This is a genomic window from Qipengyuania sp. 902 (assembly GCF_051195295.1).
Lineage (GTDB): Bacteria > Pseudomonadota > Alphaproteobacteria > Sphingomonadales > Sphingomonadaceae > Qipengyuania.
Genome location: NZ_JBNJLJ010000001.1, coordinates 117,410 through 131,228, shown reverse-complemented (window position 1 = coordinate 131,228; position 13,819 = coordinate 117,410). Strand labels below are relative to the sequence as shown.

14 protein-coding genes are annotated in these 13,819 nt (G+C 62.8%); 3 read left to right on the top strand and 11 right to left on the bottom strand.

Features of this window, described 5'->3' with window-relative positions; translation table 11 throughout:
* Positions 1–9: 9 nt before the first annotated feature.
* Positions 10–822: an NTP transferase domain-containing protein gene (locus tag ACSH0F_RS00610; protein WP_435198921.1), complete on the bottom strand. Its 813-nt coding sequence runs from the start codon at positions 820–822 to the stop codon at positions 10–12.
* 65 nt (positions 823–887) lie between these two features.
* Here ACSH0F_RS00610 and ACSH0F_RS00605 point away from each other — a divergent pair, with 65 nt between their 5' ends.
* Positions 888–1,610 carry a hypothetical protein gene (locus tag ACSH0F_RS00605; RefSeq protein WP_435198919.1) on the top strand — a complete coding sequence of 241 codons (723 nt, stop codon included), beginning with the start codon at positions 888–890 and terminating at the stop codon, positions 1,608–1,610.
* Here ACSH0F_RS00605 and mmsB read toward each other — a convergent pair.
* From mmsB to ACSH0F_RS00560, 9 genes are all read right to left on the bottom strand, one after another.
* On the bottom strand, positions 1,597–2,463 hold the full coding sequence (mmsB, locus tag ACSH0F_RS00600; protein WP_435198917.1) for a 3-hydroxyisobutyrate dehydrogenase: 867 nt from the start codon (positions 2,461–2,463) through the stop codon (positions 1,597–1,599). The genes ACSH0F_RS00605 and mmsB overlap by 14 nt on opposite strands.
* A gap of 228 nt (positions 2,464–2,691) precedes the next feature.
* A complete protein-coding gene (locus ACSH0F_RS00595; RefSeq protein WP_435198915.1) occupies positions 2,692–3,474 on the bottom strand; it encodes an enoyl-CoA hydratase-related protein in 783 nt (260 codons plus the stop codon).
* 127 nt (positions 3,475–3,601) lie between these two features.
* The gene (locus ACSH0F_RS00590) at positions 3,602–4,651 is read right to left on the bottom strand and encodes an enoyl-CoA hydratase/isomerase family protein (RefSeq protein WP_435198913.1); all 1,050 of its coding nucleotides are present in this window, start codon (positions 4,649–4,651) and stop codon (positions 3,602–3,604) included.
* 98 nt (positions 4,652–4,749) lie between these two features.
* Positions 4,750–5,895, bottom strand: coding sequence for an acyl-CoA dehydrogenase family protein (locus tag ACSH0F_RS00585; protein ID WP_435198911.1), 1,146 nt, complete (start codon positions 5,893–5,895; stop codon positions 4,750–4,752).
* 49 nt (positions 5,896–5,944) lie between these two features.
* Entirely contained in the window at positions 5,945–6,334 is a 390-nt protein-coding gene (locus tag ACSH0F_RS00580) for a RidA family protein (protein WP_435198909.1), read from the bottom strand.
* Positions 6,331–6,633, bottom strand: a complete 303-nt coding sequence (locus ACSH0F_RS00575; RefSeq protein ID WP_435198907.1) for an I78 family peptidase inhibitor — start codon at positions 6,631–6,633, stop codon at positions 6,331–6,333. Before ACSH0F_RS00575 ends, ACSH0F_RS00580 begins: the two co-directional genes overlap by 4 nt.
* 10 nt (positions 6,634–6,643) lie before the next feature.
* Complete coding sequence (locus tag ACSH0F_RS00570; protein WP_435198905.1) at positions 6,644–7,111, bottom strand: hypothetical protein; 468 nt, start codon at positions 7,109–7,111, stop codon at positions 6,644–6,646.
* A gap of 3 nt (positions 7,112–7,114) precedes the next feature.
* Positions 7,115–8,608: a CoA-acylating methylmalonate-semialdehyde dehydrogenase gene (locus ACSH0F_RS00565; protein WP_435198903.1), complete on the bottom strand. Its 1,494-nt coding sequence runs from the start codon at positions 8,606–8,608 to the stop codon at positions 7,115–7,117.
* An 89-nt stretch (positions 8,609–8,697) separates the two neighbouring features.
* Complete coding sequence (locus ACSH0F_RS00560) at positions 8,698–9,912, bottom strand: DUF819 domain-containing protein (RefSeq protein ID WP_435198901.1); 1,215 nt, start codon at positions 9,910–9,912, stop codon at positions 8,698–8,700.
* A gap of 483 nt (positions 9,913–10,395) precedes the next feature.
* Here ACSH0F_RS00560 and ACSH0F_RS00555 point away from each other — a divergent pair, with 483 nt between their 5' ends.
* Positions 10,396–11,769 carry a transposase gene (locus ACSH0F_RS00555; RefSeq protein ID WP_435200495.1) on the top strand — a complete coding sequence of 458 codons (1,374 nt, stop codon included), beginning with the start codon at positions 10,396–10,398 and terminating at the stop codon, positions 11,767–11,769.
* A gap of 317 nt (positions 11,770–12,086) precedes the next feature.
* Positions 12,087–13,157, top strand: coding sequence for a S1C family serine protease (locus ACSH0F_RS00550; protein ID WP_435200493.1), 1,071 nt, complete (start codon positions 12,087–12,089; stop codon positions 13,155–13,157).
* Between the two features lie 165 nt (positions 13,158–13,322).
* On the opposite strand, the gene ACSH0F_RS00545 is transcribed toward ACSH0F_RS00550, so the two are convergent.
* Entirely contained in the window at positions 13,323–13,799 is a 477-nt protein-coding gene (locus tag ACSH0F_RS00545) for an Hsp20 family protein (RefSeq protein ID WP_435198899.1), read from the bottom strand.
* Positions 13,800–13,819: the final 20 nt, after the last annotated feature.

Below are 13,819 nucleotides of genomic sequence, written 5' to 3'. Positions count from 1 at the left end.
ATCGCTGCCTCAGGCGGCGGAGGCGTTACGGTTGGCCAGCAGGCGTTCGGTAACTCCTAAGCTGCGCTCTTCATCGACATCGATCGCGCAATAGCCATTGCTCATCTCGATCGGGACCAGCTTGAAGCCGAAGCGGCGCGAGACCTGCGCGAACAGCTTCTCCTTCGTCCCCCAGCCGAGAAAGAAGCGGATCAGGTTCACCACGCCGAAAGCCTTGGCGATGCGGCTGGGGAATTTCACGAACTGCCCGCCGCCGCGCATGATCTCCGCTGCGCCGAGCGCCTGCTCGCTGCCGATCCAGTAGGTGTTGCAGTTGGAATAGCCGCCGTCGGAAAACTCGTAGAACTTCTTCTGGCCTACCGGGTCGGCTGCGATTACACCTTCTTTTCGCGCGAGCGCAGCGGCCGCGCCTGCCTGGTTGGCGATCGCCTTGTCGATGAATTCGGCGTAATCATGCGGCAGCCACAGGCAGTTGTCTGCCGTGGTGATCATGATCGGATAGCTTGCCCCTTCCGCGCCCGAAAAGACGCTGTCGACGAGGTTGAGCGCGCCGGGGCGGAACACCAGTCGGCCTTCCTCCATCAGCGCCTTGATCGAAGGGATCGCCGCGATCTCGTCCGGTTCATGCGCGACCACGCGGATTTCGCCCACACGGTCGCAGGCGGCGACGTTCGCAATCACCCGCTCAATCATCGGCATGCCGCCGACCGGCACGACGCATTTCTGCGCGACACCGGCACGCTCGGCCAGCGGGTCGAGGACGCCGGAGCGCTTTCCGGCCATGACGAGGGCGGTGGTCTTTGCGTGTGTCTGCGTAGCCATGCGCGCGCATTTAGGCCCGAAGTGCGGGGTTGTCACCTTGCAGCGCAGCGGGCAGCGAGTGCGCCATGCGGATTATCTTCAGTCGCAAGGGCTTCGACAGCGCATCGGGGGGCGGACCGTCGCCGATCGTCGACGGGCGTCCGGTCAGCCTGCCGATCCCGGCGGGAGCAGCATCGCGCACGAGCTATGGCGATCTCGGGCTGGGAGAATTGGCGCATGCGGCCAGCCGGGGCAAGCATGGTGCCGACGACCTCTGCCATCACGATCCGATGTTCACCGACGAGGGCACCTGCCTGTTCGGCCAGGTCGGCGCAGCGCAAACGCATCTCGCCAATCGCAGGGTCGGGGTGGGCGACGTGTTCCTGTTCTTCGGTCTCTTCCGCGCGGACGGCTGCGATCCGCATCATTGCATCTTCGGCTATCTCGAGGTGGAGGAGGTCATCGCGCTGGCCAATGGTGTGCCGGAGTGGCTCGTCGACCACCGCCACCCGCATGCGCTCGCAATGCATGGCAAAAACGACACGATTTATGCGGGGCCGGGGAGGGTGGCTGCGCGTGCAAGCGATGCCCTGCGGCTGACGGTGCCCGAAGGCCCGCCGAGCCTGTGGGGTCGCCCGGACTGGCTGCGCAAGGGCGGCCTCAGCTATCACGACCGCGCGGACCGCTGGCTGCGCGGCGGCAGGTTGCGGAGCGTGGCGCGCGGACAGGAATTCGTCGCCGAAATCGGCAAACGCAAGGCGCCACGCGACTGGCTGGCGCGGATGATCGCCGAGATCAGAGCGTCTTGATGACCGAGGAGAAGTCGAGCGCGCCGTGCTCTTCGGCCAGCTTCTCGTAGATTTCCGCCGCCTTCGCACCAAGCACGGTGGTGGCGTCGACGTCCTGCGCCGCGTCCATGGCCAACCGCAGGTCCTTGAGCATTAGCGCAGTGGCGAAACCGCCCTTGTATTCGTTGTCCGCCGGGCTCTCGACCCCCACACCGGGCAGGGGCGTGTAGGCGTTGAGCGACCAGCAGTAGCCCGATGACTGGCTGGAGATCTCGTAAAATTTCTGCGGATCGAGACCGAGCTTCTCGGCCATTTTCATCGCTTCCGCCGTGCCGATCATCGAGATCGCAAGCAGCATGTTGTTGCAGATCTTTGCGGTCTGGCCCGCACCCGCATCGCCTGCGCGGATCACCGCCTTGCCCATCGCTCGCAGCACCACTTCGGCGCGCTTGAATGCCTTCTCAGTCCCGCCAACCATAAAGGTCAGCGTGCCGCCGGTCGCCGCCGCGATTCCGCCGGAAACGGGTGCGTCGACCATGTCGTAGCCGGCAGCTTCGGCCTTGGCGATGACGTCCTTCGCGGTGGCGACATCGATGGTCGAGCAGTCGAGCAGGACCGCGCCCGCCGGAGCCTTGCCGATCACGCTGCCTTCGTAGACCGACTTCACGATCGCGCCATTGGGCAGCATCGTCACCACGCCATCGACACCCTGAGTGGCTTCGCTGGCATCAGTGAAGGTTGCACAGCCATTGTCCTTGGCCGTCGCAAGCGCCTCTTCGCTGAGGTCGAAGGCATTCACCTCGTGCCCCGCCTTTACAAGGTTCGCGGCCATTCCGCCGCCCATATTGCCGAGGCCGATAAAGGCGATTTTCATGTTTGCATCCTCTCTCGGACAGGCTGTGTCGGGTTACATCTGGGCGACAAAGGCGACAGTGCGTCGCCTTTGCGGTCTCCGACAAGCCCTTGTTAAGTCTATCATTCTTATCGGACCGGGTGACACATTCCGAAATTCAGTGCCCCCCCGGTGGCTTTCACAATGCCGGACGGGAAGGGTTCCTAGCGTCGCTTGGACCCTGTAGGAAAGCCTGCGCGGCAAGGGGCGTCAACGCCCCTTCCACTTGCCCTCGCGCTTTTCGACGAAGGCGGCCATGCCTTCCTGCTTGTCCTCGCTCGCGGTGAGAATCTGGAAGATGCGGCGCTCGATGGTCAGGCCCTGGTCGAGGCAGGTCTCGAAAGCAGCGTTGACCATTTCCTTGTTCGCGATGGCGGCCATAGGCGGCATGCTCGCGATTTGCGCGGCGGTCTTCATCGCTTCGTCCAGCAGGCTGTCATGCGGCACCACGCGCGCGACGAGATTGCTACGCTCGGCTTCCTCGGCGTCCATCATGCGGCCCGTCAGGCACATTTCCATGGCCTTGGACTTGCCGACCGCCTTGGTCAGGCGCTGCGATCCGCCCATGCCGGGCGCAACACCGAGCTTGATTTCGGGCTGGCCGAACTTGGCGTTTTCCGAAGCGATGATGAAATCCGCCATCATCGCAAGCTCGCACCCGCCGCCCAGCGCAAAGCCGTTCACGGCTGCGATCCAGGGCTTGCGGGTCTTTTTCACGATCTCGCTGGTCCAGGGCGCGAAGAAATCGTCGAGATAGAAGTCTGCCGCGTCCTTCTCGCTCATTTCCTTGATGTCGGCGCCGGCGGCGAAGGCTTTGTCGCCCGAGCCGGTTAGCACCGCGCACAGCTGGCTGCTGTCGGCCTGATAGGCGGCGAAAGCCTCGATCAGCTCTTCCAGCACCTTGCTGTTCAGCGCATTGAGCGCCTTGGGGCGGTTGAGCGTGATCAGCGTGACGGCATCGCGCTGTTCGACGGTGATGGTTTCGTAGGTCATTCTATTCTCCGTCATCCCAGCGAAAGCTGGGATCGGTCTCAGTTAAGTCCGGCCAAGCGGACAGCGATCCCAGCTATCGGGCACCCATCAAAGTAATACTTTGATGGGACCCTCGCTGGGATGACAATTACTGCAACGGCTCCCACTCCTCGCCTTCGGGAAGCGGGGCGAAGATGCTGTCGAGCAGGTCCTCGCTCACGCCCTCTGGCGTTGCCGGATCCCATTGGGGGTCGCCCGTCTTGTCGACGATCACGGCGCGCACGCCCTCGGCGAAATCGGGGCGGGTCAGGACGCGCGAGGCGATGCGATATTCCATCCGCATGTTGTCGGCGAAGCTATCCAGCTTCTCGCTTTCCTCCAATTGGCGCAGAGCGACCTTGCAGGTCTGCGGGCTCTTGGTGCGCAGCGTGGCGAGTTCCTTGGCCGCCCAGTCGCTGTCGTCGGCCTCAAGGCTGGCGAGGATGTCTTCGTAGCGGTCGGAGGCGAAGTGCCTGTTGATGCGCTCGCAATTGGCCTCGATCCGGGGTTCGGGCGGGGTGACCGACAGCTCGGACAGAATGCCCGCAATGCGGCCGGGATGCTCGGTGATCCGCGCCTTGGCCTCGGCCAGCTTCTCGGCCGGGATGTAATGCGTCGCAATCCCGGCGAAGTGGCATTCGGCCCCGTCCAGCCGCGCGCCGGTCAGCGCCAGGAACTGTCCCAGCCGTCCGCCGAGCCGCGAGAGGTGCCAGCCGCCGCCGACGTCGGGAAACAGGCCGATGCCCGTTTCTGGCATGGCGAAGCGCGTGTTCTCGGTCGCGACGCGATATTTGCAGGGCAGGGCAATGCCTACGCCGCCACCCATGGTGATGCCGTCCATGAAGGCCACGATGGGCTTCTCATAGGTCATCATGTGGTGGTTGAGCTGGTACTCGTCGTGAAAGAACTCGCGACCGCTCTTGCCGCCATCGTTCAGCGCGGAATGGCGCAGCAGATTGATGTCGCCGCCTGCGCAGAACCCGCGACCTTCGGCGTGGTCGAGGATGACTGCTTCGACCTCGTCGTCATCGGCCCACCCGGACAGTGCCGCGCTCATCGCGTGGCACATGTCGAGCGTCAGCGCATGCAGCGCCTTGGGCCGATTGAGCGAGATGTGGCCGGTGCGACCGTGGGTGTGGATGTTCACTTCGTCGGTCACTTGCGACCCCGCATTTCCTTGAGAATATTGTGACCGTAAAACACGACACTGCCGATCAGTATGAGCAAAAGAGCTGACGTTAGATCCAAAGCTGCCTCCTACTGCCTCAGCAAATCCCGGCCGACGATCATGCGCATGACCTGGTTGGTGCCTTCGAGGATCGAGTGCACCCGCAGATCGCGCCAGAAGCGCTCGATCGGATAGTCCTTGAGATAACCATAGCCACCGAACAGCTGCAGCGCGTCGTTGACGACCCTGCTGCCATTGTCGGTCGCCAGCCGCTTCGCCATGGCCGAAAAGCGCGACTTGTCCGGCGCGTTGTCGGTGACCTTGGCGGCGGCGAGGTACAGGAGGGCGCGTGCGGCCTCCAGATCGGTTGCCATATCAGCCAGCATGAACTGCGTATTCTGGAACTCCGCGATCGGCGTGTCGAACTGCTGGCGATCTTTGGTGTAGGCCACTGCCTCGTCTAGGCAGCGCTGCGCGCCGCCGAGCGAGCAGGCGCCGATGTTGAGGCGTCCCCCGTCGAGACCCATCATGGCGAAGCGGAAGCCCTCGCCTTCGTCGCCGACCCGGTTCTCCACCGGCACGCGGGCATCCTCGAAGATGACCTGCGCGGTGGGGGAAGCATTCCAGCCGAGCTTCTTTTCCGGTGCGCCGAAGGAAACGCCCGGCGTGTCCTTGTCGATCACGAGGCAGGTGATGCCCTTGGTCTTGTGGTCGGAGGTGCGGACCATGGTGACATAGACATCGTTCACGCCGCCGCCGGAGATGAACTGCTTGGTGCCGTTCAGCACATAATGGTCGCCATCCAGCACCGCGCTGGTCTTGAGGCCCGCGGCATCCGATCCGCTGCCCGGTTCGGTCAGGCAGTAGCTGGCGATCTTTTCCATGGTGACGAGGTCGGAAAGGTATTTTTCCTTCACGCCTTCGCCGCCGAAGCGGTCGATCATCCAGCTGGCCATGTTGTGGATCGAGATGAAGGCACTGGTGGTCGGGCAGCCATAGGCCATGGCTTCCATGATCAGCGCCGCCTCGAGCCGGCCGAGGCCGATGCCGCCGCTTTCTTCCGAGACGTAGATCGCGCCGAAACCGAGTTCGGCGGTCTGCTTGATCACCTCGCGCGGGAAGTGGCTTTTCTCGTCCCACTCGCCCGCATGCGGCGTGATGTTGTCGGCGGTAAAACGCTGGGCCATTTCCTGGATGGCCAGCTGGTCGTCGGTAAGCTGGAATTGTCCTGTCATGCGGTGCGCTCTAGCCCTCTGGCGGGGGCAAGGGAAGGGGCGAGGCCGGTCAGTCGCGAACGATTGCCTCGGCCTCGATTTCGACTTTCCATTCCGGTCGGCAAAGCCATGCGCAGCCTACCATTGTTGCGGCGGCGCGCGCCTCGCCGAAGTAGCGGGCGTGGACCTCCCCCACTGCGTCCTGATCGGCCGGGTCGGTCAGGAACATGCGCGTGCGGATCACGTCGCTTGCCGACCCGCCGAATTCCTCGATCGCGCGAAGGATCAGGGTGCAGCAGCGCTCCGCCTGTTCGGCAGCACCGCCTTGCGTGCTCGAACCGTCGTCTTCCACCGGGCCGGTGCCGGCAACGATGATCCGGTTGCCGTCGCGAACCGCGCGAGCGAAGCCGAACTGCGCTTCGAACGGAGAGCCGGTGAAGGCGTGGCGGCGATAGTTCACCCGCAGGTGATCTCGATGATCTTGCGGCTTTCGTCATAGCGCACGTTTACGCGATCGGTCCGGTAGTCCATCGTCCACGCAGAGTTCGGCGGGCCCCAGCGCAGCGTTTGCGCGCCACTCTCTCGCAGTATGGTGGCACCCATTTCGGTGCTCGCCTCGTGCCCGATATGATACTGGACCGGCTGGGCATCGCATTCGCCGCCGGCTTCGTTTGCCGGGACTGAGCCCGGTGCTTCTCCGTATGTTCCTGCGCACGCAGCGAGAGGCAGTGCCACAACACCTAGAAACAGACTACGCATTTCGTCCTCCTCAGTTATCGCAGCGCTTGCGCGGCAAATCGCGGCCGGCACTCGAGTCGGCCGGGTCCAGGACAAGCAGCCGCGCTCCGCCGTCTTCAAGTACCAGCTCGCGGCGCTCTTCCCACGTTTCACCTTCGCCTTCCATGGCGAGCGTGACGATCACGCTCCCGGTCCCGCTGTCCTCGATACCGGTCAACTGACCCGCGGATTCATAGAAGGTGATCGAGTCCTCGCCAACCTCGAGCCGCAGGTCGGACGCCGGGGCGCAGCTTCCTTCGACATAATCCCACACCCCGCGAAAGCGTGGCGGGATTGTGCCGATAAGCTCAGGCAAAGGCGGTCCGCCGTCGCCGATGCTGCTATCGGGCTCGACCGGGATGGCGGTCTGCTGCGGGGCGGGATCGTCCGGCGTGGTCTGGCCGGGCGAACAGGCGAGCACCGCGAACACGGCAAGCGATGCGAGGGCTAAGCGGGTCATGTATCAGCCCATGGTCGGGATAACGAAGGCGTTGGTGCCGTCGCCGCCGCCGTCGGGCCAGCGCTGGGTGACCTTCTTGGCCTTGGTCCAGAACTTCAGGCCTTCCATGCCGTACTGGTCGATGTCCCCGAAACCGGAGCGCTTCCAGCCGCCGAAGCTGTGGTAGCTGACCGGCACGGGGATCGGCACGTTGATGCCGACCATGCCCACATTCACGCGGTTCGCGAATTCGCGCGCCGCGTGGCCGTTGCGGGTGAAGATGGCGACGCCGTTGCCGTACTGGTGCTCGCTCGGCAGCTTGACCGCTTCCTCGAAATCCTTCGCGCGCACGATCTGGAGGACGGGGCCGAAGATCTCTTCCTTGTAGCTTTCCATGTCGGGCGTGACGCGATCAAGCAACGTCGGGCCGACGAAAAAGCCGTCCTCATGGCCCTGAAGGCTGAAGCCACGTCCGTCGATGACGACTTCCGCGCCTTCCTTCTCGGCCGTGTCGATCCAGCCTTCGACGCGCGCCTTGTGCTCGGGCGTGACGACGGGGCCGTAATGCGCGTCGGGATCGTTCGAGACGCCGACACGCAGACCGTTGATCGCGGGGATCAGTTTCTCGCGCAGCTTGTCGGCCGTGTCTTCGCCCACGGGGACGACGACGGGCAGCGCCATGCAGCGCTCGCCCGCCGAACCGAAGGCGGCACCGGCAAGGTCGTTCACCACTTGGTCGAGATCGGCGTCGGGCATGACGATGCCGTGGTTCTTCGCGCCGCCGAAAGCCTGAACGCGCTTCGCATTCGCCGTGCCGCGCGAGTAGATATACTGCGCGATGTCGGAGGAGCCGACGAAGCTGATCGCCGGAATGTCGGGATGGTCGAGGATCGCATCGACCATTTCCTTGTCGCCATGGACGACCTGCAGCAGCCCCTCGGGCGCGCCCGCCTCGAGGAAGAGTTCGGCGAGCCGCACCGGAACGCTCGGATCGCGTTCCGACGGCTTGAGGATGAAGGCATTGCCCGCCGCGATCGCCATGCCGAACATCCACATCGGGATCATGGCGGGGAAGTTGAACGGGGTGATGCCTGCACCGATGCCGAGCGGCTGGCGCATCGAATAGACATCGATGCCGGGGCCTGCCCCTTGCGTGTATTCGCCCTTCAGCGCCTGCGGAATGCCGCAGGCGAATTCGATCACTTCGAGCCCGCGCTGCACGTCGCCATGCGCATCCTCGACGACCTTGCCATGTTCGCTGGAGAGCAGCTCGGCCAGCTCCTGCTTGTTCGCTTCGACCAGTTGCTTGAACTCGAACATGACGCGCGCACGTCGCTGCGGATTGGTCGCCGCCCATTCGGGCTGGACCTTTTTCGCGGCAACGACGGCCTTCTGCAGCAGCGCGACATCGCCCAGCGCGACTTCGGCCTGGATCTCGCCCGTCGACGGGTTCCAGATCTTGTGCTTGCGAGTGGCGGCGGGGCTATCCCCGGCGATGAAATGGTCGACTTGGCGCATAAAAGATTCCTCTCTTTTCGTGCCAACGGCTCTGGCAAGCCAAGGTTGCGAAATCAACCGGTATCAAATGAAACCGGCATCGCTTGCGGCTAACCGACTGCCGCCATCATCTGCGCGCAAAGGATCGCGCCATAGGTGCCGAGAGCATAGCCGAGCACGGCGAGCAGCACGCCGACCGGGGCAAGCGCCGGATGAAAGGCGGCCGCCACCACCGGCGCGCTCGCCGCCCCGCCGACATTGGCCTTGCTGCCGACCGCGACGAAGAAAAACGGCGCCTTGATGATCTTGGCGACCACCAGCAGCAATACGATGTGAAACAGCATCCAGATCGCGCCGATGGCCATGAAGGCGGGGGCGTCCATGATCTTGGTCACGTCCATCCGCGTGCCGATGATCGCCACCAGCAGGAAGATGAAGAGGACACCGAACTTGCTCGCGCCGATGCCCTCCAGTTCGCGGGCGCGGGTGAAGCTGGCGGCGAGGCCGGCGGTGGTGGAGATGACGACCACCCAGAAGAACTCGCTCGCCAGCGTCGCGTCCTCGCCCTGGACGCTGGCAAACCGGCCTCCGATCCATCCGCCGAGCAGGTGCGACGCGCCGACGACGGCCATGGTTGCGCCGAACAGCAGCACGTAGTCATTGGCCTTGGCCACGCGCTCGATGCGTTCGGAATAATCCGCCATGCTGTCGCGCAGCCGGGCGATGGAGGAACTGTCCGCGCCCAGCCAGCGGTCGACTCGCTCGGTCGCTCCGGCGCCGTAGAGCAGGAAGATCATCCAGATTTCCGCGACGATGATGTCGACCGCCAGCAGCGCCGCAAAGCCCTCCAGCGGATAGCCATAGACTTCGAGCATGGCGGTCTGGTTCGCGCCGCCGCCGATCCAGCTGCCCGCCAGCGTCGCCAGCCCGCGCCAGGCCGCAGTGTCGCCCGATCCGATCACCGAAGGCTCGAACTGCGCGACGATCCATAGCGCCAGCGGCCCGCCCAGGATGATCCCGACCGTAGCAGTCAGGAACATGATGATCGCCTTGTTGCCGAGGCCGAGGATGCCCTTGATGTCGATGCTCAGCGTCATCAGGAACAAGGCGGCGGGCAGGAAGTAGTCCTTTGCGACCGGCCAGAGCTGGCTTTCGCTCGTGTCGATCAGCCCGGTGGTCACGAACAGCGACGGGACGAGGTAGCAGACGAGAATGATCGGCACGAAGACGTAAAACCGCTGCCAGCCCGGCCGGTCGCGCGTCGCGAAAACGAAGGCGAGCAAGGCGCCCAGCAGGCCGAGGATGATGCGATCGTCGCTGATCATGATGCGTTTTGTGTCCCGTCTGTTATCTTGCGCGCCTGCCTAGCGTCTTCCGCCTGCGGACGCCAAGCCGTCAGTCCGCAAGCTCCACACCGATATGATGAACGCGTTTTCTCGCGTTGACCTTGGACTCGCGCTGCGGCAAATGCCGCCGTCCGGCGCGCGGGTGTAGCTCAATGGTAGAGCAGCAGCTTCCCAAGCTATTGACTTTGTTGGGACCACGTGGGTTTGGCTGTAAAACCCCGTCAGACTGACACTCCTGAAATCAATAACTTAATTGATTGCTGTAAAATTCTCCGGACTGGATTGGCGAAAGACGGGGGTCAACCAAACGATTGTCTGATTCAGACCGTTTGGATCGGCTGACAGGTCTGCTTTGCGCCCTTATTCTGTTGAAAAACTCCCCCTTGCGGCGGGGCTAAACTATTGATTGTGCTCTGCACGCCTTCGGCTCCAGTGTTTCTGCAACCACGCGGAGACGGACTGATGATGGGCGAGCGGACGGTGATGCAGGAGGCGCTGTTTTACAGCTTCCGCATTGAGGATCATGTGCCGCAGGATCACTTGCTGCGCTCGGTTGACCGGTTCGTCGATCTGACGGAGATCCGAGAGCAGCTGAAGCCGTTCTACAGCTCGACTGGGCGACCTTCGGTTGATCCTGAACTGATGATCCGGAGGCTCCTCATTGGCTATTGCATGGGCATACGCTCGGAGCGCCGCTTGTGCGAGGAGGTGCACCTCAACCTTGCCTATCGCTGGTTCTGCCGGCTCGATCTCGAGGGGTCGGTGCCCGATCACTCCGCCTTCTCCAAGAACCGGCACGGCCGGTTCCGTGACAGCGACCTGCTGCGCAAGCTGTTCGAGATGACCGTCGAGCGCTGCATGGCCGAGGGACTGGTGGGAGCAGAAGGCTTCGCTGTCGACGCGAGCCTGATCCGCGCCGATGTTCACCGCCAGCGTTCGGTTCCGGGGGAAGAAGGTCTCCCGCCCGAAGCTGCCGGTCGTGCAGTCGCTGAGTATCTCGAGGTGCTTGATGATGCAGCCTTTGGCGGAGCCACGCCTGTCGAGCCGAAGCGGATCAACCTCACCGATCCAGCTGCGCGCTGGACTGCGGCGACGCGCGAGGCGGCCTTCTACTCCTACTCCACCAACTATCTGATCGACCTTGATCACGCGGTGATCGTCGATGTGGAGGCGACGACATCGGTGCGGCAGGCTGAGGTGCTTGCGCAGCGAAGGATGATCGAGCGAACGCAGGAACGCTTCGGCTTGTGGCCCGAGAAGCTCGTGGCCGACACTGCTTATGGCTCGGCGCCGAACCTTGCATGGCTGGTCGAGGACAAGGGTATCGAGCCCCATATCCCCGTGTTCGACAACTCTGCACGCAGCGACGGCACCCTCGCGCGGTCCGACTTTACCTATGACGCCGAGGACGACAGTTACCTCTGCCCTGGCGGAAAGCAGCTGAGACCATCCAACCGCAACTTCAAGACACGGCGCCCGCTGGCCAATGCCGATGGCTTCATCCGCTACCGTGCGAGCCAGAAGGACTGTCAGGCATGCAATCTCAAGCAGCGCTGCGCACCCCGCACGGCGACCCGCAAGATCGTGCGCTCGGTCCACGAAGGCGCACGCGATCTGGCACGCGATATCTCCAAAAGTGACGCCTATCTCGTCTCACGTCGCCAGCGAAAGAAGGTCGAGATGCTCTTTGCGCACCTCAAGAGGATCCTGAAGCTGGACCGCTTGCGTCTGCGTGGTCCCAACGGAGCAAAAGACGAGTTCCACCTCGCCGCCGCAGCCCAGAACCTACGGAAACTGGCCAAGATGCGGCCCATGCCGGGCCTCGCCACCGCCTGAGAGAGGCAGCGACCTCACTCGCTCTCGATCCAGAACCTTCCCGCGCAGCTATCGGCGACTTTTTCAACGGAATACGCCCTCATTGCGGACGTTTGGGCCCTCTTAGAGGATGCCTGAAAGCGGACTACCAGCTTTGCCTTGGTTATGGGCTTCGCCAATTTCCATGATGGATTGAATCTAGTCGATACTACTGTCGATCCAATAATGAGGAGGCATTGCGTTGATCCTGACCTAACCGGCGCTATTTATCCGGGATGAGACAAAAGTCGACGAAGCCAACGTCAAATTGGCGTCCTTGGATAGTGATCTTGACCATAATGAACGGCCTCCTTTTAGCTGCAACAGTATCGTTACTCTTCAACCAGTCGGCTCCGATGGCCGAGCCACGGATGGTCACTCCGCGTGGAGACCTAGCTGCAGATGAACGCGCCAATATCGACCTTTTCCGCAATGCCCGAGAGTCCGTCGTCTTCATATCGACACGGCAGAGAGTTGCCGATTTCTGGACACGTAATGTCTATAGCGTCCCGCGCGGGTCGGGTTCGGGCCTCGTATGGGATGAGGCGGGTCATATCCTCACCAATTATCATGTCATCGAGGGTGCATCAGAAGCGCAAATACAGCTTGCTGACGGTCGCCAGTTTTCCGCCACACTGGTGGGTACTAGCCCACAGCACGACCTTGCTGTTTTAAAGATCGGAGGTGCAGGTTTCACAGCGCCCGCTCGGGTCCCCATAGGCACGAGCAATGATCTGCAAGTCGGGCAGAATGTCTTCGCGATTGGAAACCCGTTCGGCCTAGACTGGACCCTGACTAAAGGAATCGTCTCGGCACTGGATCGCTCGCTGCCTAATGAGAACGGCCCCGACATTCGCAACCTTATCCAGACCGATGCGGCCATCAACCCAGGCAATTCGGGCGGTCCGCTGCTCGATTCAGCGGGCAGACTGATCGGGATCAATACCGCAATCTACAGTCCTTCTGGGGCATCGGCAGGCATCGGTTTTGCTGTACCGGTCGACACGGTCATGCGTGTCGTACCGCAGCTCATTTCGGAGGGACGCTATACGCGGCCCAGCATTGGCATCGAGAGTGATGATGGTATCAACGACCGGCTCAAGCGTGCTTCGGGGATCGAGGGGGTTTTCGTCCTGCGGGTTGACCCCGGCTCGGCAGCGGAGCGCGCCGGTTTGGTCGCAGCGCAGCGTACAAGCCGCGGCGTGGCTCCTGGTGACATCGTTACAGCGCTGAATGGAAAACCCGTTTCCAGAGTGGGCGACCTGCTCGGCCGACTTGACGACTTTCGCGTCGGACAAAGCGTAGAACTCACGCTGATGCGCGGCGGCGAAGAGCGAACGCTTAGGCTCAAACTCGAACCGGGAAGCTAATGCATGAAGACTGGCCGGTCCCACCGGTGAGACCAGCCGTCTCGGCCGCCATCAAACCGCCTTGATGGGGATCGTCCTTCGCCTCTTACCCACTTGGCAAACCCCATCAAGCGGGGCAGGCGCGATTGCACCCACCCCGCCGAGAATGTGCCCGGTTATTGAGGCTCAGGCCGCCTTGTCCTCAGTCAGCTGCGGCGTGTCGTCGTTGACATGCTTGCTGCTTCCGATGGCGATCTTGCGCGGCTTGAGCGATTCAGGGACGATCCGCTGGAGCGAGATCGTCAGCATGCCGTGCTCATAGTCCGCATCGCGCACTTCGACATAGTCGGCCAGCTGGAATCGACGCTCGAATGCGCGGGCAGCGATACCGCGATGCACGAAATCCACACCGTCGTCGTCTTTCTCATCTTTCTGACCGGAGATGACGAGCTGGTTCTGCTGTGCAGTGATATCTATTTCGTCCGGACGGAAGCCGGCCACCGCCAGAGTGATCCGGTAACTGTCCTCGCCGGTGCGGACGATGTCGAAGGGTGGGTAGCCATCCTGCGTCTCCGCGCGGAAGCTGTTCTCGAGCGCATCGAAAAGCCGATCGAAGCCGACCGTCGAGCGGCGATAGGGGGTCAAATCAAATGCAGTTCTCATTTCCAAATCCTCCTTGTTGA

Excerpts from the sequence above, each read along its gene's own strand:
- ACSH0F_RS00585 (WP_435198911.1), bottom strand. The coding sequence starts at position 5,895 with ATGACAGGACAATTCCAGCTTACCGACGACCAGCTGGCCATCCAGGAA.
- ACSH0F_RS00570 (WP_435198905.1), bottom strand. The coding sequence starts at position 7,111 with ATGACCCGCTTAGCCCTCGCATCGCTTGCCGTGTTCGCGGTGCTCGCC.
- ACSH0F_RS00550 (WP_435200493.1), top strand. The coding sequence starts at position 12,087 with ATGAACGGCCTCCTTTTAGCTGCAACAGTATCGTTACTCTTCAACCAG.
- ACSH0F_RS00575 (WP_435198907.1), bottom strand. The coding sequence starts at position 6,633 with ATGCGTAGTCTGTTTCTAGGTGTTGTGGCACTGCCTCTCGCTGCGTGC.
- ACSH0F_RS00595 (WP_435198915.1), bottom strand. The coding sequence starts at position 3,474 with ATGACCTACGAAACCATCACCGTCGAACAGCGCGATGCCGTCACGCTG.
- ACSH0F_RS00560 (WP_435198901.1), bottom strand. The coding sequence starts at position 9,912 with ATGATCAGCGACGATCGCATCATCCTCGGCCTGCTGGGCGCCTTGCTC.
- ACSH0F_RS00545 (WP_435198899.1), bottom strand. The coding sequence starts at position 13,799 with ATGAGAACTGCATTTGATTTGACCCCCTATCGCCGCTCGACGGTCGGC.
- ACSH0F_RS00555 (WP_435200495.1), top strand. The coding sequence starts at position 10,396 with ATGATGGGCGAGCGGACGGTGATGCAGGAGGCGCTGTTTTACAGCTTC.
- ACSH0F_RS00605 (WP_435198919.1), top strand. The coding sequence starts at position 888 with ATGCGGATTATCTTCAGTCGCAAGGGCTTCGACAGCGCATCGGGGGGC.
- ACSH0F_RS00565 (WP_435198903.1), bottom strand. The coding sequence starts at position 8,608 with ATGCGCCAAGTCGACCATTTCATCGCCGGGGATAGCCCCGCCGCCACT.
- mmsB (WP_435198917.1), bottom strand. The coding sequence starts at position 2,463 with ATGAAAATCGCCTTTATCGGCCTCGGCAATATGGGCGGCGGAATGGCC.
- ACSH0F_RS00610 (WP_435198921.1), bottom strand. The coding sequence starts at position 822 with ATGGCTACGCAGACACACGCAAAGACCACCGCCCTCGTCATGGCCGGA.